Origin of the sequence: Pseudomonas sp. AP19, assembly GCF_001728855.1 — a bacterium.
GTDB lineage: Bacteria > Pseudomonadota > Gammaproteobacteria > Pseudomonadales > Pseudomonadaceae > Aquipseudomonas > Aquipseudomonas fluorescens.
On record NZ_LXJP01000037.1, the window covers coordinates 20,055 to 39,398 of the forward strand.

The 19,344-nt window shown below is 62.2% G+C and carries 16 protein-coding genes; 11 read left to right on the forward strand and 5 right to left on the reverse strand.

The genetic code is table 11. The features are described 5' to 3' along the window. Window positions 1–33: 33 nt before the first annotated feature. Window positions 34–1,023, reverse strand: coding sequence for a GntR family transcriptional regulator (locus A7D21_RS22790; RefSeq protein WP_069552761.1), 990 nt, complete (start codon window positions 1,021–1,023; stop codon window positions 34–36). Between the two features lie 336 nt (window positions 1,024–1,359). Between A7D21_RS22790 and A7D21_RS22795 the strand changes: the two genes are divergently transcribed. The 9 genes from A7D21_RS22795 (at window position 1,360) to A7D21_RS22835 (ending at window position 11,621) form a co-directional block, all read left to right on the forward strand. Beyond that, window positions 1,360–2,691 (forward strand): amidase, encoded by a 1,332-nt coding sequence (locus A7D21_RS22795; RefSeq protein ID WP_053255345.1) that lies wholly within the window; start codon window positions 1,360–1,362, stop codon window positions 2,689–2,691. 11 nt (window positions 2,692–2,702) lie between these two features. Then, the gene (locus A7D21_RS22800) at window positions 2,703–3,581 is read left to right on the forward strand and encodes a polysaccharide deacetylase (RefSeq protein WP_053254585.1); all 879 of its coding nucleotides are present in this window, start codon (window positions 2,703–2,705) and stop codon (window positions 3,579–3,581) included. Between the two features lie 41 nt (window positions 3,582–3,622). Further along, window positions 3,623–4,963, forward strand: a complete 1,341-nt coding sequence (locus A7D21_RS22805) for an MFS transporter (protein WP_053254586.1) — start codon at window positions 3,623–3,625, stop codon at window positions 4,961–4,963. A gap of 10 nt (window positions 4,964–4,973) precedes the next feature. Continuing rightward, the gene (locus tag A7D21_RS22810; RefSeq protein ID WP_053254587.1) at window positions 4,974–5,735 is read left to right on the forward strand and encodes an SDR family NAD(P)-dependent oxidoreductase; all 762 of its coding nucleotides are present in this window, start codon (window positions 4,974–4,976) and stop codon (window positions 5,733–5,735) included. A gap of 139 nt (window positions 5,736–5,874) precedes the next feature. After that, window positions 5,875–6,624, forward strand: coding sequence for an SDR family NAD(P)-dependent oxidoreductase (locus A7D21_RS22815; protein WP_053254588.1), 750 nt, complete (start codon window positions 5,875–5,877; stop codon window positions 6,622–6,624). 13 nt (window positions 6,625–6,637) lie between these two features. Then, window positions 6,638–6,934, forward strand: coding sequence for a hypothetical protein (locus tag A7D21_RS22820; protein WP_053254589.1), 297 nt, complete (start codon window positions 6,638–6,640; stop codon window positions 6,932–6,934). After that, on the forward strand, window positions 6,931–7,905 hold the full coding sequence (locus A7D21_RS22825) for a GTP-binding protein (protein ID WP_053254590.1): 975 nt from the start codon (window positions 6,931–6,933) through the stop codon (window positions 7,903–7,905). The genes A7D21_RS22820 and A7D21_RS22825 overlap by 4 nt, the downstream gene beginning before the upstream one ends. Next, window positions 7,902–9,077 carry a PotD/PotF family extracellular solute-binding protein gene (locus tag A7D21_RS22830; protein ID WP_053254591.1) on the forward strand — a complete coding sequence of 392 codons (1,176 nt, stop codon included), beginning with the start codon at window positions 7,902–7,904 and terminating at the stop codon, window positions 9,075–9,077. The genes A7D21_RS22825 and A7D21_RS22830 overlap by 4 nt, the downstream gene beginning before the upstream one ends. Window positions 9,078–9,284: 207 nt before the next feature. Continuing rightward, window positions 9,285–11,621 (forward strand): bifunctional diguanylate cyclase/phosphodiesterase, encoded by a 2,337-nt coding sequence (locus A7D21_RS22835; protein ID WP_069552762.1) that lies wholly within the window; start codon window positions 9,285–9,287, stop codon window positions 11,619–11,621. A 190-nt stretch (window positions 11,622–11,811) separates the two neighbouring features. Here the strand turns inward: A7D21_RS22835 and A7D21_RS22840 are convergent, their stop codons facing one another. Next, window positions 11,812–14,229: a glucose/quinate/shikimate family membrane-bound PQQ-dependent dehydrogenase gene (locus tag A7D21_RS22840; protein WP_069552763.1), complete on the reverse strand. Its 2,418-nt coding sequence runs from the start codon at window positions 14,227–14,229 to the stop codon at window positions 11,812–11,814. A 438-nt stretch (window positions 14,230–14,667) separates the two neighbouring features. Then, complete coding sequence (locus tag A7D21_RS22845) at window positions 14,668–16,686, reverse strand: TonB-dependent receptor (protein ID WP_053254594.1); 2,019 nt, start codon at window positions 16,684–16,686, stop codon at window positions 14,668–14,670. Window positions 16,687–16,900: 214 nt separating this feature from the next. Between A7D21_RS22845 and A7D21_RS22850 the strand changes: the two genes are divergently transcribed. Both A7D21_RS22850 and A7D21_RS22855 read left to right on the forward strand, forming a co-directional pair. Then, a complete protein-coding gene (locus A7D21_RS22850) occupies window positions 16,901–17,134 on the forward strand; it encodes a VF530 family DNA-binding protein (protein WP_043048686.1) in 234 nt (77 codons plus the stop codon). 4 nt (window positions 17,135–17,138) lie between these two features. Continuing rightward, window positions 17,139–17,765: a Pr6Pr family membrane protein gene (locus A7D21_RS22855; protein WP_053254595.1), complete on the forward strand. Its 627-nt coding sequence runs from the start codon at window positions 17,139–17,141 to the stop codon at window positions 17,763–17,765. 107 nt (window positions 17,766–17,872) lie between these two features. Here the strand turns inward: A7D21_RS22855 and A7D21_RS22860 are convergent, their stop codons facing one another. Both A7D21_RS22860 and A7D21_RS22865 read right to left on the reverse strand, forming a co-directional pair. Further along, entirely contained in the window at window positions 17,873–18,640 is a 768-nt protein-coding gene (locus A7D21_RS22860; RefSeq protein ID WP_069552764.1) for a siderophore-interacting protein, read from the reverse strand. Next, window positions 18,637–19,158 (reverse strand): PadR family transcriptional regulator, encoded by a 522-nt coding sequence (locus A7D21_RS22865; protein ID WP_053254597.1) that lies wholly within the window; start codon window positions 19,156–19,158, stop codon window positions 18,637–18,639. The genes A7D21_RS22860 and A7D21_RS22865 overlap by 4 nt, the downstream gene beginning before the upstream one ends. Between the last annotated feature and the right edge of the window lie 186 nt (window positions 19,159–19,344).

Genomic DNA, 19,344 nt, shown 5'->3' on the forward strand with positions numbered 1-19,344 from the left:
GGCTGGCAGACCCACCTGCTTGACCGCGCGCGCTCAGCTGATTTTGTGGAGATAGGCGGGCAGGGGCTGCTCCGGCAATACCGACAGAACCTTAAGGCGCTGCAACATGCGCTGCCGTGCCCGCTGCAAATGCTCGCGCAAATTCAGCGCAGCCGCATCAAATGCACCGTGCAGCAACAACTCCAGAATCAAGCGATGTTCGGCGAGCATGGCCGGATCGGCACCGATCCCCAGCAAACGGTAGAAAATACGACTGATGATCATCGGGCTCTGGCCCTGGCGGATCAGCGCGGCGATCTTGCGGTTTTGCAGGCCGGCCAGGCAGCGCTGGTGCAAGTCTTCTTCGATCTGTTCGATAGCCTGCAGGCTGCATTGCGGGCTTTGCTGGGCGTCCACTACGCGCTGCAACATGGCTTCGAGCATCTCGCGGTCGAGGTTCGGTGCGCTCTGGCGCAGGGCTTCGGGTTCCAGGCAGGCGCGCAGTTCGTAGTCTTCGGTGACTTCCCGCGCGGTCAGCGGCCCGGCGAGCCACTGTGAGTAAGGTTCTTTTTCCACCAGGCCACGATCGCGCAGGCGCATCAGCGCTTCACGCACCACCGCGCGGCTGACGCCATAGTGGTCGGCGGCGGCTTGTTCATCCAGGCGGTAGTGACCGAACGCGATACAGGTGGACAGCGCCGCACCAATTTCCTCAACGATCCGCTCGCCCAGGGGCCGCGTATCCACCAACTCGTCGTCGCCATTGAGGCCCAGGTGCGCAGGGCTCAAGGGCAGGCGCAGCGGCTCCATGGCCAGGCCGTCGGGGTTGATCAGGTAACCGCGACCGTTGAAGCGGCAGATCAAGCCTTCGGCATGCAGCAGGTCGAGCGCCTTGCGCACCGGGACGCGGCTGGTGCCGAACAGTTCGGCCAGCGGCGCTTCGAGCAAAACCAGCCCGTGGCGGGCGGTGCCGTTGACGATCGCATCACGCAATAGCTGGTGAATCATCGCGTAACGGGAGGCCGAGGCGGACACTGCTTTCATCGCGTTCTCTTTGGCGTGTAGGACGGTGGCCGGGGATTCTCTCATAGTTGCGCCTGTCACTCCGCGCCACGTCGGTGGCACTTTTTTGGGGCCTTGTGGATAGACATGTTACTTTTCTGCACCAAAATGTACTTATTAATAAAAGATACATTATTTCAATCGGCACCTGCTCACAGGCGTTCGCTCACTATTTTGGCGGCGCTTGGGACTCTCTAGCGCGTAGCTTTTGTCGATTAAGCTGAGTTCCACTCAAGGCAGTGATAGCAGACTGGCACGAAAGCTGCCTCTGTAAAACGTACATTTTATTAATATGTACGTTTTATGAGGTTCATGCTGATGTCAGACGCCACTTCCATGGCCGAGGCTTTCGCCAGCGGTCGCAGCGACCCGGTGCAGGTGCTCGAACAGGTCCTCCTGCACGCGAGCATGGCCCCCACGGTGTTTATCTCTCTGACTGCCGAGCGTGCCCGGCGTGAGGCCGAAGCCTCCGCTGCGCGCTGGCGGGCTGGCCAGCCCTTGAGTGTGTTCGACGGTGTGCCGCTGGCCTGGAAAGACCTGTTCGACGTCGCCGGCAGCATCACCACGGCTGGCGCCGCTTATCGTCGTGAGGCGCCGGCCGCCTTGCTCGATGCGCCGAGCGTGGGGCTGTTGTGCCGCGCCGGGATGGTCAGCGTGGGCAAGACCAACCTCAGCGAACTGGCGTATTCGGGCCTGGGGTTGAACCCGCATTTCGGCACGCCCTACAACCCGAGCGGCAGCGATCAACCGCGCATCCCAGGCGGCTCATCATCGGGTTCAGCGGTCGCCGTGGCCGCCGGGATCGTGCCGATCGCCATGGGCACCGACACCGCAGGCTCAATCCGCATTCCCGCGGCGCTCAATGGTGTGGTGGGTTACCGCAGCAGCAGCCGACGCTACAGCCGCGACGGCGTATTCCCATTGGCGCACACCCTCGACAGCCTCGGCCCACTGACCCGCAGCGTGCGCGATGCGCTGGCAATCGACGACCTGCAAAATGGCCGCACGCAAACCCATGTCGCCCGCAGCCTCAAGGGCCAGCGCTTTGTGCTTGAGCAAGGCGCACTGGAAGACATTGAGCCTGCGGTACGCAATAACCTGCTGCGCGCGGTGGACCAACTGCGGGCCGCCGGTGCGCTGATCGAGGTGCGCCCGTCAGCGACTTTTCAGGCCACGCTGGAGCTGATCAAGCACCACGGCTGGCTCGGCTCCTTTGAAGCCTTTGCCCTCCATCAAACCCTGCTCGACAGCCGCGACGCCGAACAACTCGACCCGCGTGTGCGCCGCCGCCTTGAAGCCGCGCGTTCATTGCCGGCCAGCCAATTGATCCACCTGACCGACGCACGCCGACGCCTGCAACAACAGCTGATCGACGACCTCGACGGCGCTGTCCTGATAACCCCGACCGTTGCCCATGTCGCGCCGGCGTTGGCTCCGCTGGAAGCTGACGACGAGCTGTTCGTGCGCACCAACCTCGCCACCCTGCGCCTGACCATGCCCGGCAGTTTGCTGGACATGCCCGGCGTTACCTTGCCCAGCGGCCGTGATGCCCTGGGCCTGCCCACCGGGCTGCTGCTCAGCGCCCCGATGGGGGAAGACGCACGCCTGCTGCGCGCTGCGTTGTCCGTCGAATCCGTAATGACTATTTAAGGAGACATACCATGGCTAAAGACATTCTCTGTGCATTTGGCGTCGACGTTGACGCCGTCGCCGGCTGGCTCGGTTCCTACGGCGGTGAAGACTCGCCGGACGATATTTCCCGCGGCCTGTTCGCCGGTGAGATCGGTGCGCCGCGTTTACTGAAATTGTTCGAACGTTACGGGTTGCGCACCACCTGGTTTATCCCCGGCCACTCGATGGAAACCTTCCCGGAGCAGATGAAGGCGGTGGCCGATGCCGGTCACGAAATCGGCGTGCATGGCTACAGCCACGAAAACCCGATTGCGATGACCGCCGAGCAGGAAGAAATCGTCCTCGATAAGTCCATCGAACTGATCACCCAGGTCACCGGCAAACGCCCCACCGGCTACGTCGCCCCGTGGTGGGAATTCAGCAAGGTCACCAACGAACTGCTGCTGAAAAAAGGCATCAAGTACGACCACAGCCTGATGCACAACGACTTCCACCCTTACTACGTACGCAAGGGCGACAGCTGGACCAAGATCGACTACAGCCAGCACCCCGACACCTGGATGAAACCCCTGGTGCGCGGCGAAGAAACCGACCTGGTGGAGATTCCGGCCAACTGGTACCTCGACGACCTGCCGCCGATGATGTTCATCAAAAAAGCCCCCAACAGCCACGGCTTCGTCAACCCGCGCCACCTCGAAGAAATGTGGCGCGACCAGTTCGACTGGGTCTACCGCGAACACGAACATGCCGTGTTCACCATGACCATCCACCCTGACGTGTCCGGTCGCCCGCAAGTGCTGTTGATGCTCGAGCGCTTGATCGAACACATCCAGAGCCATGCCGGCGTGCGCTTCGTGACGTTCGACGAAATCGCCGACGACTTTATCCGCCGTCAACCCCGTTCCTGACCCCCACTGAAGCGGCCCAACCCACCCTCGAGGCGCGATTTATGTCCATCTACAACAAGCTTGACCTGACTGGCTGGAAACCCCGGCAACTGACGTCCCGGGAAGTGCGCTTTGCCACCTGGATCGCGTTTTTCGCCTGGGTGTTTGCGGTGTATGACTTCATCCTGTTCGGCACCTTGCTGCCGGAGATCGGCCGGCACTTTGGCTGGGGTGAAGTGGAGCAAGCTGAAATCGCGACCTGGGTGGCGGTGGGCACGGCGGTGGTCGCCTTTGCGATTGGCCCCGTCGTCGATAAGTTGGGGCGGCGCAAAGGCATTATTTTCACCGTGGCCGGTTCCGCGCTGTGCTCGGCACTGACCGCGATTGGCGGGGCGTGGGGCAAGTCGCCGCTGATTCTGATCCGTTCGCTGGGTGGCCTGGGGTATGCCGAGGAAACCGTCAACGCCACGTACCTGAGCGAGTTGTATGGTGCCTCGGAAGATCCGCGCCTGACCAAGCGCCGTGGCTTTATCTACAGCCTGGTGCAGGGCGGCTGGCCGGTCGGTGCGTTGATCGCCGCCGGGTTGACCGCGCTGCTGCTGCCGATCATCGGCTGGCAGGGTTGCTTCATCTTTGCCGCAATCCCGGCCATCGTGATTGCGATCATGGCGCGCAAGCTCAAGGAGAGCCCACAGTTCCAGATTCACCAGCGCATCAGTGAGCTGCGTAAAAGCGGCGCGGTGACCGAAGCGCAAAACGTCGCCGTGACCTACGGTGTGGACTATGACGAGCACAGCAAGGCAGGGCTCAAAGCCGCCTTCCGTGGCCCGGCTCGCCGCGCCACCCTGGTAATCGGCGCTGCGCTGTTGCTCAACTGGGCGGCGATCCAGGTGTTCAGCGTGCTTGGCACCTCGGTGATTGTCAGCGTGCACCACATCTCGTTCGAGAACTCGCTGATCATCCTCGTGCTCTCAAACCTGGTGGGTTACTGCGGTTACCTGACTCACGGCTGGATGGGCGACAAGATCGGCCGCCGCAACGTGATCGGCCTGGGCTGGATGCTCGGCGGCCTGGCCTTTGCCGGGATGCTGTTTGGCCCAAGCAATATGCCGATGGTGGTCGGGCTGTACAGCCTGGGCCTGTTCTTTCTGATCGGGCCGTACTCGGCGGCGCTGTTCTTCATCAGCGAGAGTTTCCCGACCAGCATCCGCGCCACCGGTGGCGCGATCATCCATGCCATGGGCCCGATTGGCGCGGTCGTCGCCGGCTTTGGCGCCACCCAGGTGTTGTCCGCCGGCAGCGATTGGCAGACCGCCGCGCTGTGGTTCGGTGCGCTGCCGTGCTTCTTGTCCGGCGCGCTGATGTTTGCCGCTCGCCATGTGCGTCCGGAAACCGTTCAGTAAGGAGTTTTAGATGAGCCGTAAAGTTGCCCTGATTACCGGTGCCGCCAGCGGCATCGGCCAAGCCCTGGCCGTGGCGTATGCACGTAACGGCGTGGCGGTGGTGGGCGGGTATTACCCGGCCGACCCGCATGACCCGCACACCACCGTCGCCCTGGTGCAGAAGGCGGGCGGCGAATGCCTGATGCTGGCGCTGGACGTGGGCGATACCGCTTCGGTGGACGCCCTGGCCGAGCAGGCCGTGCAGCATTTTGGGCGTCTGGATTACGCGGTGGCCAATGCCGGCCTGCTGCGCCGCGCGCCCTTGCTGGAGATGACCGATGAAGGGTGGAACGAGATGCTCAATGTCGACCTGACGGGGGTGATGCGCACCTTCCGTGCGGCGACCCGGCACATGACCGAAGGCGGCGCGCTGGTGGCGATTTCATCGATTGCCGGTGGCGTTTATGGCTGGCAGGAGCACAGCCATTACGCGGCGGCGAAGGCGGGCGTGCCGGGGTTGTGCCGTTCGCTGGCGGTGGAGTTGGCGCCGTTGGGGATTCGTTGCAATGCGGTGATACCCGGGTTGATCGAGACGCCGCAGTCGTTGGACGCGAAGCATTCGTTGGGGCCTGAGGGGTTGGCCAAGGCCGCGCGGGCAATCCCGCTGGGCCGGGTAGGGCGCGCGGATGAAGTGGCGTCACTGGTGCAATTTTTGACCAGCGAGGCATCGAGTTATTTGACCGGGCAGAGCATCGTGATCGATGGCGGCCTGACCGTACGCTGGCCCGATTGACTGGACTGGGTCTGAAAATGTGGGAGCGGGCTTGCGCGCGAAGACGGTGGGTCAGTAACAGGTGCATCGACTGAGACGACGCATTCGCGAGCAAGCCCGCTCCCACATTGGATCTATATTGACCTAAGGAGATGTGTGTATGTCCCAACTCACCCACCGACGCGCCGTGATTACCGGTGCCGGCAGTGGCATCGGCGCCGCTATCGCGCGTGCCTTCGCCGCCGAAGGCGCACGCCTGTTGCTGGCCGACCGCAACGCCGCCAGCCTCGCCGAAACCGCCATCACCTGCCGCAACCTCGGCGCCGAGGTCTTCGAATGCCTGGCTGACGTCGGCACCGTCGACGGTGCCCAGGCCAGTGTCGACCGCTGCGTCGAACACTTCGGCGGCATCGATATTCTGGTCAATAACGCCGGCATGCTGACCCAGGCACGCTGCGTCGACCTGTCCATCGAAATGTGGAACGACATGCTGCGCGTCGACCTCACCAGTGTGTTCGTCGCCAGCCAGCGCGCGTTGCCGCACATGCTTGCGCAGCGCTGGGGCCGCATCATCAATGTCGCCTCGCAACTGGGGATCAAGGGCGGTGCCGAATTGACGCACTATGCGGCGGCCAAGGCCGGGGTAATCGGTTTCACCAAGTCTCTGGCGCTGGAAGTGGCCAAGGACAATGTGCTGGTCAACGCTATCGCGCCCGGCCCGATTGAAACGCCGCTGGTGGGTGGCATCAGCGACGACTGGAAGCGCGCCAAGGCCGCCGAATTGCCCCTGGGCCGCTTCGGCCTGGCGGACGAAGTCGCGCCCACCGCCGTGCTGCTGGCCAGTGAGCCGGGCGGCAATCTGTTCGTGGGCCAGACCCTGGGCCCGAACTCCGGCGATGTCATGCCATGAGTGAGGTGTAGCCATGTGCGGACTCTGCGGTTTGCTCGGTGAAGACCTGCACTGGAGCGACCCTCTGGGCGATGAGCTGCCGCGACGCCGTGAACGCCTGCGCCGCATCGCGGCGATCAACCAGGTGCTGGCGGTGTTCCGGCTCAAGGTCGAAGACTTTCAGGGCGCTTCGTACCTGCTGATGGGCGCCACTGGCAAGCAAGCGTTGGCGAGTGGCCTGGACCCTCTCTGGCAGGCGGCAGAAAGCATGCTCGGCCGCCCGCTGGACCCGCTTGACCCGCGCGTGCTTGATCACCTGGAGTCGTCATGAGCATCGCCCTCAACGTCATCACCGGCTTCCTTGGCAGTGGTAAAACCACCTTGCTTACGCGCCTCTTACACGGCGAAAGCCTCGGCGACACGGCACTGTTGATCAACGAGTTCGGCGATGTCGGCATCGACCATCTGTTGGTGGAAGAGGTCGCCCCGGACACGGTGTTGCTGCCCAGCGGTTGCGTGTGCTGCTCGATTCGTGGCGAGTTGAAAGAGGCGCTGCTCGGCCTGTTGCAACGCCGTGAGCGCGGTGAAATCCCGGCGTTCAAACGCGTGATCCTGGAAACCACCGGCCTTGCCGACCCGGCGCCGATCCTCGCCACCTTGAACAACGACGTGCAACTGCGCGGCCGCTTTCACATTGGCCTGGTGATTACCCTGGTCGACGCCAGCCACGCCGAGCTTCAGGAGCGCCTGCACCCGGAATGGCTGGCCCAGGTTGCTGCGGCCGATCGGCTGTTGCTGAGCAAGACCGACCTCGCCGGCGACTGTGATTCGCTGCGCACGCATTTGCAGGCGCTGAATGCCGGCACACCGATCCTCAATACCCATGACATTCTCAGCGGCGACCAATTGTTGCTCGGCGAGGGGTTGCGCAGCGCCGAGCCCGCCGTTGAAGTCAGCCGCTGGCAATTGCACCAAACCACCACGGCCACCCACGGCGCCGCGCAAGTGTGCTGCCTGACCTTCGAACAGCCGTTGGACTGGGTCGGCTTCGGGGTCTGGTTGTCGATGCTGCTAAGATGCCACGGCGAACGAATCCTTCGCGTCAAAGGACTGCTTAACGTGAACGCAAGCTCGGCCCCCATCGTCATTCATGGCGTGCAGCACTGCCTGCATGCCCCGGTGCACTTGCCTGCCTGGCCAGGCACCGACCGCCAATCACGGCTGGTATTTATCCTGCGCGGCCTCGACCCGGCACTGCTGCGCCGCTCTTTTGAAGTGTTCTCGCGGCGGTTCGCCGCATGATCACCTTGCGTGTCCTCGGTACGTCGGTGACCTTGCTCGAATGCCTGCGCGTGCGCGCCGAACAGGAACTGGGCATTCGCCTGGTCTACCAGGTGCACGATGTCGCACAGGCGCAACGCATCGCGGTAATGCAGCCCGAGAGTTACGACCTGTACGACCAATGGTTCCACAACGTTGATTTTGTGTGGCCGGCGCGCGCGATCCAGCCGATCGACACGCGGCGTATCGCGTTGTGGCACGAGATCAACGAATTGCCCAAGCGCGGCCGGCTGTCGGCCAATGATCGCCTGGGCAGCGGCAGCGTGCCCAGTGAGCGCCTGTTCGTGCAGCATGACGGCAGCCTCGGCAGCACCGTGACCGAGCGCATCAGCATGCTGCCGCTGACCCACAATGCTGACAGTTTTGCCTATCGCCCCGAGCGTTTGCCCGAAGGATTCAGCCACGGCAATGAAAGTTGGGGCTGGCTGCTCGACCCGGCCTGGCGCGCGCGTACCGCGCTGCAAAGTGACGCGGCCATCGGCGCGCTGGATGCCGCTTTGGCGGTGCAGGGCGCGGGGCTGGCGCAGTTCAAGGACGTCGGCAATATGAGCATCGAGGAGATTGATGTGCTGGCCGACATCCTGGTGCGCAAGCAGAAGGAGGGGCACTTTGCGGCGTTCTGGTCGGATGATGAAGAGGCGGCGCAGCTGATGCTGAGCCCGAGCATTGATATCCAGAGCCTGTGGTCGCCGACCTTGATGCGCCTGCACCGGGCAGGGGTCAAGTACCGGTTGGCGGTGCCTCGCGAAGGCTACCGCGCCTGGTTTGGCGGGTTGTCGTTGTCGCGCCATGCCCAAGGGCCGGTGCTGGATGCGGCGTATGCTTACCTGAATTGGTGGTTGTCCGGTTGGCCGGGGGCGGTCATGGCGCGCCAGGGTTACTACATCGGCAACCCGGCGCGCACGCGCGATCATTTGAGCCACGCCGAGTGGGATTACTGGTATGCCGGCAAGCCAGCACGCGAAGAATTGCTGGGCAGCGATGGCTTGCCGTTGATCGACATCGGTGAAGTGCGGGATGGCGGCTCGTATGAGCAACGCATGGGGCACATCGCGGTGTGGAACTCAGTGATGGATGAACACAACTACCTGGTGCGCCGATGGGGGGACTTCATGCGCGCGCGCAGCGCTTAGGTCAGTGGTTGCGCACCTGTCAATAATGTGACGCAAAAGTTCCAGTGTTTGTTGAGTGTACTTATCCCAAGTCCCAGCTAATCTGCTTAAACCAAATATCCAATAAAATTGGATATTTTTTTGACGCCAGACCAGCCGCCGCCAGGGATGCGTATGAACAAGCAACGCAGTGGCACCGAGAGGCGAATCCTGCCGGAGGGCACGGCAATGACGTGGCGCCACACCTTCCAGACCCGCATCGCCGCGGTGTTGGCGCTATTGCTACTGGTGGTCGTGGCGGCGACTTACTTCGCGGTCAAGGTCGCCACCACCCGCGCCGTGGAAAACCAGGCCCAAGTCCAGCTCACTACCGGCATCCAGGTGTTCGAGCGCTTGCTGGAGCTGCGCGGGCGCCGTCTGCAATACGGGCTGGACTGGCTCACCGTCGATGCTCCGTTCAAACACGCAGTGATTGAAGGCCAGCCCGAATCGATTCGGGCTGCGCTGCGTCGGCGTGGCCCCGGCATCCACTCAACGGAAGTATTCGTGTTGAGCCTGGAGGGCAAGGTGATGGTTAGCACCTTGCCGGAACTGACCGGCGGTCAGCCGTTCCCCTATGCCGAGGCGTTGCGTCATGCGCGGCGCAGTGGCTTGCAGATGCTCATCGTTGCCATGGACGGCCAGCCGTATTTGCTGGTGCAGGATGAAGTGCTCGACCCGCTGCCTATTGCCCGCGTAGTCATGGGCTTTGCGATGGACAAGCTGTTCGCCAACGAACTGCGCTCCATGAGCAACCTTGAGCTGTCGTTCCTCGGCGTGCAGGACGGCCGCGTCGGCCAGTTGTTCAGTACCCAGCCTGAGGCCTACCAGGCTGCGATCATCCATATGATGCACGAGGCGCCGCTGGACCCTGCAGCGCGGATCACTGTGTTTTACGGGCAACGGGTGCTCAGCCAGGTGCTGCCGCTGGCCAATACCGGCGAGGGCGACGAGGTGCGCGTGTTGCTGCAAAGCCCGCTGGACCATGCGCTGGAGTCCTTTGCGCCGCTGGACCAGCAGTTTATGGGGATTGCCCTGGCGGTGCTGCTCGTGTCGCTGGCGGGCGCGTTGTTCCTGGCGCGACGCGTGTCACGCCCGCTCAACGCCCTGGTGCAAGCGGCGGAACGGATTGGTGCCGGTGACTACCACACGCCGGTGCAGGTGCGCAGCCACGATGAGTTCGGCGTGTTGGCCCGGGCATTCAACGCCATGCAAAGCGGAATTGCCGTGCGCGAGCGTCAATTGGCCCATAACGCCCTGCATGACCCGCTCACCGGGTTGCCCAATCGCGCCCTGGCCATGGAGCGCCTGGGCAGCGCGATCAGTGCCCGGCGGCCGGTGGTGTTGGTGTACCTGGGGATTGAAAACTACCGGGTGATCAACGAAGGCTTCGGCCCTCAGGGCGTCGAAGAAATGCTCCGCGAAGCCAGCCGATGCCTGTCGATGAGCCTGCAGGCCAGCGACACCGCCGCGCGCATCGCCGGCAGTGAATTTTTACTGTTGTTGGAAAATACTGATATCGACTGCGCCGTGGCGCGTGTCGACCGCCTGTATGGGCTGCTCACCGAACCCCAGCGTATCGGCCATGATGAAGTGCGCCATGAAGTGAGTATCGGCATCGCGGCTTACCCGGCCGACGGCCAGCAGGTGGATGAACTGATCAGCCGCGCCGCCATTGCCCGGCATGATGCGGCGAGCTTGTCCGGGTATTTGCAGATCTACCAGCAGGACCGCGACCTGGCGCATCAGCGCCAGATCACGCTGATTCGCGACTTGCGTCGCGCGGTGGTGGAGGGCGAATTGTTCCTCTGTTACCAGCCTAAACTCGATCTGGTTGACGGCCGTGTGCGTCAGGCCGAAGCCCTGTTGCGCTGGCAGCATCCGACCCTTGGCCAAGTGTCACCGACCGAATTCATTCCCCTCGCCGAGCGCACCGGCAGCATGGGCGCCTTGACCCTGTGGGCGATCGAGGAGGCTATTCGCCAAATGGCCGAGTGGGCACAACGCGGTTTGCACCTGCAGCTGTCGGTGAATATCTCGGTGGACGACTTGGCGGATGACGACCTGGCTATTCGTGTCACCGCCTTGTTGATGCACTACAACGTATCGGCCGAGCACTTGATTTTCGAAATCACTGAAAGCGCGATCATGCACAACCCGCAGCAGGCCCTCAGCGTGCTGGAGCAACTGCGCGGCTGCGGCATCAGCCTGTCGGTGGATGACTTTGGCACGGGCTATTCATCGCTCGCGCAATTGCAGCGCTTGCCGGTGCAGGAATTGAAGATCGACCAATCCTTCATCCGCAACCTCGACAGCGCCAGCGGCGATGGCGTGATCGTGCGGTCAACCATCGAAATGAGCCACAACCTGGGGCTCAAGGTGGTGGCGGAAGGGGTGGAGTTCGAGCCCAGCCTGATGCTGCTCAAACAGTGGAAGTGCGACACCGCACAGGGTTACCTGATCAGCCGGCCGTTGAATGCCATGGCGTTTGAACGGTGGATGCGGCGTGAGCATGTTGCCTTGTAAACCCGATCTCCAGCACACCACCTGAACCCGGTGGGAGGGGGCTTGCTCCCGAAAGCGGTGGGTCAGTGGAAGAATCGACAACGGGTACACCGCCATCGGGAACAAGCCCCCTCCCACAGGTCGCTCGCGGCAGGCACAAAAAAGGCGGCTACCCATCAGGTAGCCGCCTTGTGTTTACCACCGGTAATGCTTAATCCGGCAGTTTGAACGCCATCACGTAGTCACCCTGCTTGGTGCCCAGCGAGCCGTGACCGCCGGCCATGACCAGCACGTACTGCTTGCCGTCCTTGCCGGTGTAAGTCATCGGTGTGGTTTGCGCGCCTGCAGGCAGGCGGCCTTCCCACAGTTGCTTGCCGTTTTTCACGTCATAAGCACGCAGGTACTGGTCGAGGGTGCCGCTGAGGAAGGACACGCCACCGGCGGTGGTGAAAGTACCACCCAGGCTAGGCACGCCCATGGTCAGTGGGATTGGAACCGGCGAGCTGTCGCGCACGGTGCCGTTCTTGTGCATCCAGATGGTTTTGTGGGTGGTCAGGTCGACCGCTGCCACATAACCCCACGCCGGCGCCTGGCACGGCAGGCCCAGAGGCGACAGCAGGGCTTCGAGGATCACGCCGTATGGCGCGCCTTTGTTTGGCTGTACGCCTTCGGTCTCGCTGACGCGTGGACCTTGCTTGGCAATGTCGGCCGCCGGGATCAGTTTCGATTTGAACGCCATGTAGCTCGGGTTCACGAACGCAATCTGACGCACCGGGTCAACCGAAATGCCGCCCCAGTCGAACACGCCGAAGTTACCCGGGTAAACGATCGAACCTTGCAGCGATGGCGGAGTGAACGGACCGTCATAGCGCATCGATTTGAAATCGATCCGGCACAGCATCTGGTCGAACGGCGTCACGCCCCACATGTCGCGTTCTTTCAACGGCGGCGGCATGAAGTTCAGGTCGGACTTCGGTTGGGTCGGGGAGGTGTGATCGCCGGCCACTGCGCCTTGCGGTACAGGGATTTCGTTGATCGGCACCACCGGCTTGCCGTTGCTGCGGTCCAGCACATAGATGCTGCCTTGCTTGGTCGACGCCATCACCGCTTGCTTGACGCCGTCAGCGGTCTTGATGTCGATCAGGCTAGGCTGGCCGCCCACGTCCATGTCCCACAGGTCGTGGTGAGTGAACTGGAAGGTCCACTTCACATGGCCGCTGTCGATGTCCAGGGCCGTCAGGCCGGCGCTGTATTTTTCCGAATCTTCGGTACGGTCGCCGCCGTATTGGTCAGGCATCTGGTTGCCCATCGGCAGGTAGAGCATGCCGAGTTTTTCATCGACGCTGAACATGGACCACATGTTCGGCGAGTTGCGCGTGTAGGTCTTGCCCTCGGCCAACGGGGTGGTGTCGTCCGGGTTGCCGCTGTCCCAGTTCCACACCAGCTTGCCGGTGTGCACGTCGAACGCGCGGATGACACCGCTAGGCTCGTCGGTGGAGACGTTGTCGGTCACGTGACCGCCGATCACAACCAGGTTCTTGGTTACGGCCGGTGGCGACGTGGAGTAGTAACCGCCTGGGGCGAAGCTGCCGATATTGGCACGCAGGTCGACCTGGCCTTTGTCACCGAAGTCTTCGCACATCTTGCCGGTGTCGGCGTTCAGCGCGATCAGACGGGTATCGGCGGTCGGTACGAAAATACGTTTCGGGCAGACGGCACTCACCGGCGCAGCGCTGGCACTGCCGGTCGGGCTCTGCTCGGAAGCGTATACCGCGTCATCGTGATACGACACGCCACGGCAGGTCATGTGCGCCCAACCTTTGAAGTTCGCGGCACCTTCGGTGCTGATCTTCGGGTCGAAACGCCAGATTTCCTTGCCGGTGTCCGGGTCCAGGGCAATCACCTGGCTGTGCGGCGTGCACACATAGAGCATGCCGTTGACTTTCAGCGGGGTGTTTTCTGCGGTGGTTTCACCGGGATCGCCTGGGCCAGGGATGTCACCGGTACGGAAGGTCCACGCCGGCACCAGCTTGTGGGCGTTTTCCGGGGTGATCTGCGCCAGGGGCGAGTAACGATCACCGAACGCCGAACGGCCATAGGAGTTCCAGTCGCCATCGGCCTGGGTCGGTGCGGCGCTGGCCATGCCAGGCACCGCGTCACGGTCCAGTTGGCCGGTCTTGACCATTTCACCCGGGTTGGTGAATTGGCTGGCCAGGGCGGCAGCACCGGCCAGCACCACGGCTACGCTCAGCGCACCCGTGCCCAGTGGTGCGGCTTGACCACGCAGCAACGGACGGCGAAACCACGGCAGCAACAAGACGATGCCCAGCGCGAACAGCAGGGCCAGACGTGGCACCAGCTGCCACCAATCCAGGCCGACTTCCCACAGTGCCCACACGGTACTGGCGAACAGCACCAGTGCGTACAGGCCCAGCGCAGCGCGGCGGGTAGCCAGCAGCAAAACGCCGGTGAGGGCGATGCCGATACCGGCCAGCAGGTAGTACAGCGACCCGCCGAGCATGCTCAGCTTGACGCCGCCGGCCAGCAAGGCCAGCCCCATGATCAGCAGCAAGACGCCTAGCAACCTGGGCAGCAGGCGGCTTGGGCTTGAAGCACCATCAGTGCTCATAGTGTGTTTCTCCGTGACGTTGGAATTATGTAACCCCGTGCTTCACTGTAGATGACGATTTGGCGCGGGCTAGGTTCAGCGTTAATTCGAGTTTTTCTGGGGATAAGAGGGTTATCCACAAGCGGGCGATTTATTCCCAGGCGCAGGTCGGTGTAAGACAGCGCTGTCTTCGATGAAAGGTAAATTCGGCAAGATGGGATCGACCGCGGGCGTGAAACGTTTCAGTTTGTTGCCGACAAGGATAAAGCGCTGATGCGCCAAGAGAAAGCGCAAATCGCAAGATGCATCATTTCAGTTTTGGTAACAGTGACTAAGTGTCGCTGCAAAACAAATGTGGGAGGGGCTTGCTCCCGATAGCAGTGGGTCAGCCATGAACAGGTCGACTGACACACTGTCATCGGGAGCAAGCCCCCTCCCACTGGGGATTTTCGGTGTTTTTTAGAAGGTGGTACGCACCCCGAACTGCACGCTTCTGCCCGGTGCCGGCGCGATATCGCGCAGAATCGAGCTGGCGTAGCGCACGGTCTGGTTGGTCAGGTTTTCGCCATTAACGAACGCCAGCCATTGGCTGCCACCCACATTGAAGCGATAACCCGCGCTTGCGCCCAGCGTGGTGTAGCCATCGGTGCCACGCTCGTTATCCGGCACTCGCCCTTGACCGGCCGCGTGTTCCACATTGATGCGCGCCTGCCAGCGGTCGAATTCCCACAGCAACCCGCTGTTCAAGCGCAGGGGCGCAATGCGTGGCAAGGCTTCGCCCGTGTCGAGGTTGGTGGCGCGGGTGTAGTCCCCCGACAGTTCCAGGGCGAATTTGCCGTAGGCGCCTTCGCCGAGTTTCCAGTGATCCTGGGCCTCGAAGCCGGCGAAACGTGCGCGTACGCCGGAGTATGTGTACTCAGGAATGCCCGCCGCGTCTTCTTCACCTTCATCGTTAAGCGTACGACCTGTGCCCAGCAAGCCGATGTAATTGGAGAAGCGGCTGTAAAACACGCCAAAGCTGCCCTTGTGGGTGCCGTTGTCAAAGCGCAACGCCAGGTCGCTGGACACGGCTTTTTCTTTCTTCAGCTTGGCGTCGCCCAGCTCGTAAGTGCCGGTCGCGACGTGGGCGCCGTTGGCATATAGCTCGTAAAAGGTCGGCGCGCGTTCGGTGTAGCCCAGGGTTGCGGCCAGGGACCAGATCGGCGTAAGGGTGTAGACCGCGCCGGACGACAGGCTGCCGGCGGTGAAGTCATTGGCGTGGTCGGCGCCGGCAAAGCGCGCATTGCCCTTGGCGTTCGGGTCGATGTTGGTGTGTTCCAGGCGCCCGCCGAGGCTGAGCTTCAGGCGCTCGGTGGCCTGCATTTCTTCGAGGATGAACAGCGCGCCGGCGTTGGTGTCGGTCTGTGGCACGAAGGCTTCTTCGCCCAGTGCCGAGAACTCGTTACGGGTCACTTGTGCGCCCACCACGCCATCGAACGGGCCCAGCGGTTGGTGGCGGGCTTCAACGCGCGCCTCATAACCCTTGTTCTTGAAGATCGTGCCGGTTTCGCCGCCTTCGATTTCGCGGTGCTCGTAATCGGTGTAGCCCGCGTCGAGTTTTACCGAGGTAAACGGGCCTTGCAGGTTGCGGATCTCGGACGCAAAGGCGTAGTGATCCTGCTTCATGCGGATGCGCACGTCCTGTTCGGCGGGTGAGCCGTAGTTGGCGTCGTAGTTGCTGTAGGACAGCCCGGCATAACCGTCGTCCCAGGTGTAGGAACCGCCCAGCGCGCCGCCGTCCTGGCGCCCGTCGCTGTTGCCCAGGCGGCCATTCTTGCCAGGCCCGTCTTCGGTTTGCGGGGCATGGCGGCTGCGGGCCTGACCGGGGATTTTGAGGTCGTTGAATTGCCGCGCATTGGCGTCCAGATGCAGCGCGAAGGTGCCGTTGCCGGCTTCCAGTTTGCCGGCGCTGCTGCGGGTGGTGTCGGCGCCGCCATAGCGCAATTCACCTGCACCGTGGATGCCTTCGATGGCTTCGGTGGGGATGCGGTTATCGAACGTGTTGACCACGCCGCCAATCGCGCTGCCGCCATACAACAGCGCGGCCGGGCCTCGCACGATTTCAATGCGCTCGACGTTGACCGGGTCCAACGGCACCGCATGGTCATAGGACAGTGACGACGCGTCCAGTGCGCCCACGCCGTTGCGCAGAATGCGAATGCGGTCGCCATCCTGGCCTCGAATGATCGGGCGGCTGGCGCCTGGGCCAAAGTACGAAGACGACACACCTGGCTGCTTGTTCAGGGTCTCGCCGAGGCTGCCTTTTTGTTGCAGCGTGAGGTCATCGCCTTCCAGCACGGTGGTGGGCGAGGCGAGTTGTTCACTGCCCAGCGGGTTGCCGGTAATCACTTGGGGTTGCAGCTCAAGGGCGTGGGCTTCAGAGCAGATCAGCAGGGCGGCGGCAAGCGGGGTCAAGCGCCACAGAGAGGAGAGGGACATCGGACATTCCTTGGCAAAACGGCACAAAAAAGAGAAGGCTTAAAACGGTATCGGAAGCGTTACTTTTGATAAGTATCGTTACAATATAACATCTCTTTTTTTGCTGAAAAGGGGAACTTTTCTTCAGGGGCTATATTCAATGCGGTGCTTCCACCCGTACGCCCCGTCGGCTAAGGTGCGCGGCTGTGTTTCCTCTTTTTGCAAAAGGCCCGGCATGACCGCGACAAGCAACGACCCGCTCCACGGTGTGACCCTGCAGCACGTCCTCACCACCCTGGTGGAACATTACGAATGGAGTGGTCTGGCCGAACGCATCGATATCCGCTGCTTCAAGAGCGACCCGAGCATCAAGTCGAGCCTGACGTTCCTGCGCAAAACCCCGTGGGCGCGGGAGAAAGTCGAAAGCTTGTACGTCAAGCTGATGCGTACCAAACGCCCGCTGGACTGAGCCGATGAAACGCTTTGTCGCGGTCGCGGCACTGGCCGGCTGGGTGGGGCTGGCGATTCAGCAATACCTGATTTTCTATTCGCGCTGGTCGACCGACGCCAGCCTGTTGGGCGGGCTGATCAACTTTTTCAGTTTCTTCACCGTGCTCACCAACACCTTGGTCGTGGTGGTGTTGAGCTATGCGCTGGTCAGTCGCGATTCCACAGCCAAACGGTGGTTCCTGACGCCGGCGGTTACCAGTGGGGTTGCCGCGAGCATCGTCGTGGTCAGCCTGGCCTACAACCTGCTGTTGCGGCATTTATGGAGCCCGACGGGCTTTCAATTTATCGCCGACGAATTGCTGCACGACGTGATGCCGGTGCTGTTTTTAATCTACTGGTGGCGCTGTGTACCGAAGGGCCGCTTGCGTTTCAAACACATCGGCGCCTGGGTGATCTACCCGCTGGTGTACTTCGCTTATGTGCTGCTGCGCGGGCATTTGCTCGGGCAATATCAGTACCCGTTCATTGATGTGGCCACCCTCGGTTATCCACAGGTGTTTGTGAATGCCGGGGGGCTCCTGGCGGGGTTTGTGCTGATTGCGGTGGCCGTGGTGGGGCTGGATAAATGCTTAAAGCCACCCCGAGAATAAAGGTGGGAGCGGGCTTGCTCGCGAAAGCGGACGGTCAGTCAATGCATCTGACACTGAGCCACCGTTTTCGCCAGCCAGCCCGCTCCCACAATTGAGTTGCGTCCGGCTCAGTCTTCTGTGCTGCCTTCGGCGCGCCAGTAACCCACAGCTTTGAGATACTCTTCATTGACCTTGTGCGTGTCCAGCAGCACTCGCCGCACCTGGCGCGACAGCTTGGTTTCGGTCGCCACGAAGCTGTAAAGCGAGCCGCTCGGCAGCGTCAGTGAGCGCACGGTGTCGAGCAGGTCATCCTGGCCGCGCACCACCCACATCACGTCCACATCGGCAGCACTGTTCAGTGTTTGCTGTTCCGCCGCATCGGCGATTTCAATCACCGCCAGCACTTTACGGCCCGCCGGTAATTCCTCCAGGCGGCGCGCGATGGCGGGCAGGGCGGTTTCATCGCCGATCAGCAGGTAGCTGTCGAAGATATCCGGCACGATCATCGAACCGCGTGGCCCGCCGATGTACAGGTGTTGGCCGACCTGCGCCTGCTCGGCCCACGTGGAGGCAGGGCCGTCGCCGTGCAGCACGAAGTCGATATCCAGCTCGCCGATACTCAGGTCGAAGCGACGCGGTGTGTAGTCGCGCATGGCCGGTTGCGGGCCGTCGCCCTTGATAGTGAAGGTCGGGCTTTCCAGCGCGGCCTGTTCGGCGGCGTTCTGCGGGAACAGCAGTTTGATGTGGTCGTCGCTGCCCAGGCTGACAAAGCCCGCCAGTTCCGGCCCGCCCAAGGTGATGCGGCGCATGCGTGGGGTGATATCGACTACCCGCAGCACGTGCAGGCGACGACGTTTGATTTCGTGGGTGACGCGGTGGATAGCTTGCGTATTCATTGGTCTTTCCCGTCGGCAATGGCTTGAGCGGTGCGGTTGAGCAGCGCCGCGACACGCACGATTTCTTCCGGGCTCCAGCGCCCGTGGTGCGAATGCAAGGCGTGACGCAGGTTGTGTACCGCCTCGTGAATTTCCGGTGGGCGGTCGTGGCCGCGTAACGCGCGTTTGCTGACGTCGATGCGCATGCGCACACCGTCCAGCGCAACGGCTTGTTCGCTAAGGAAGAGACGACCGGCGTCGGTAATTGTGTAGCGTTTTTTTCCGCCATCGGCGTCGCCCTGGATCAGATCGCTTTCTTCCAGAAAAGTCAGGGTCGGGTAAATCACGCCGGGGCTTGGGGTATAGGCGCCGTCGAACAGGCTTTCGATTTGGCGGATCAGGTCGTAGCCGTGGCAGGGCTGCTCGGCGATCAACGCTGGCAGCAGCAGTTTCAAATCGCCGGGTGCAAACACCCGGGGGCCGCGACCGCGGCTGGCGCGTGGGTCAAAGCCGTCACGCTGGTGGGAATGGTCTCGCATGGCAGGAACCTCTGTGTGTTTCTAGATATAACTTAAGATATATCTTACGGCCTGCGCAAAGCCGCCCGACAGACGGTTGTTCGTCGCGCCCTCATTGTGAAACCTGTTAGTTGCCATGCCCGCGTCACAGCGCGCTTCTGTTAGTTGATGTAATCCACTTCTTACAGACTTATTAAGTTGTAAAGC

Excerpts from the sequence above, each read along its gene's own strand:
- A7D21_RS22790 (WP_069552761.1), bottom strand. The coding sequence starts at position 1,023 with ATGAAAGCAGTGTCCGCCTCGGCCTCCCGTTACGCGATGATTCACCAG.
- A7D21_RS22795 (WP_053255345.1), top strand. The coding sequence starts at position 1,360 with ATGTCAGACGCCACTTCCATGGCCGAGGCTTTCGCCAGCGGTCGCAGC.
- A7D21_RS22800 (WP_053254585.1), top strand. The coding sequence starts at position 2,703 with ATGGCTAAAGACATTCTCTGTGCATTTGGCGTCGACGTTGACGCCGTC.
- A7D21_RS22805 (WP_053254586.1), top strand. The coding sequence starts at position 3,623 with ATGTCCATCTACAACAAGCTTGACCTGACTGGCTGGAAACCCCGGCAA.
- A7D21_RS22810 (WP_053254587.1), top strand. The coding sequence starts at position 4,974 with ATGAGCCGTAAAGTTGCCCTGATTACCGGTGCCGCCAGCGGCATCGGC.
- A7D21_RS22815 (WP_053254588.1), top strand. The coding sequence starts at position 5,875 with ATGTCCCAACTCACCCACCGACGCGCCGTGATTACCGGTGCCGGCAGT.
- A7D21_RS22820 (WP_053254589.1), top strand. The coding sequence starts at position 6,638 with ATGTGCGGACTCTGCGGTTTGCTCGGTGAAGACCTGCACTGGAGCGAC.
- A7D21_RS22825 (WP_053254590.1), top strand. The coding sequence starts at position 6,931 with ATGAGCATCGCCCTCAACGTCATCACCGGCTTCCTTGGCAGTGGTAAA.
- A7D21_RS22830 (WP_053254591.1), top strand. The coding sequence starts at position 7,902 with ATGATCACCTTGCGTGTCCTCGGTACGTCGGTGACCTTGCTCGAATGC.
- A7D21_RS22835 (WP_069552762.1), top strand. The coding sequence starts at position 9,285 with ATGACGTGGCGCCACACCTTCCAGACCCGCATCGCCGCGGTGTTGGCG.
- A7D21_RS22840 (WP_069552763.1), bottom strand. The coding sequence starts at position 14,229 with ATGAGCACTGATGGTGCTTCAAGCCCAAGCCGCCTGCTGCCCAGGTTG.
- A7D21_RS22845 (WP_053254594.1), bottom strand. The coding sequence starts at position 16,686 with ATGTCCCTCTCCTCTCTGTGGCGCTTGACCCCGCTTGCCGCCGCCCTG.
- A7D21_RS22850 (WP_043048686.1), top strand. The coding sequence starts at position 16,901 with ATGACCGCGACAAGCAACGACCCGCTCCACGGTGTGACCCTGCAGCAC.
- A7D21_RS22855 (WP_053254595.1), top strand. The coding sequence starts at position 17,139 with ATGAAACGCTTTGTCGCGGTCGCGGCACTGGCCGGCTGGGTGGGGCTG.
- A7D21_RS22860 (WP_069552764.1), bottom strand. The coding sequence starts at position 18,640 with ATGAATACGCAAGCTATCCACCGCGTCACCCACGAAATCAAACGTCGT.
- A7D21_RS22865 (WP_053254597.1), bottom strand. The coding sequence starts at position 19,158 with ATGCGAGACCATTCCCACCAGCGTGACGGCTTTGACCCACGCGCCAGC.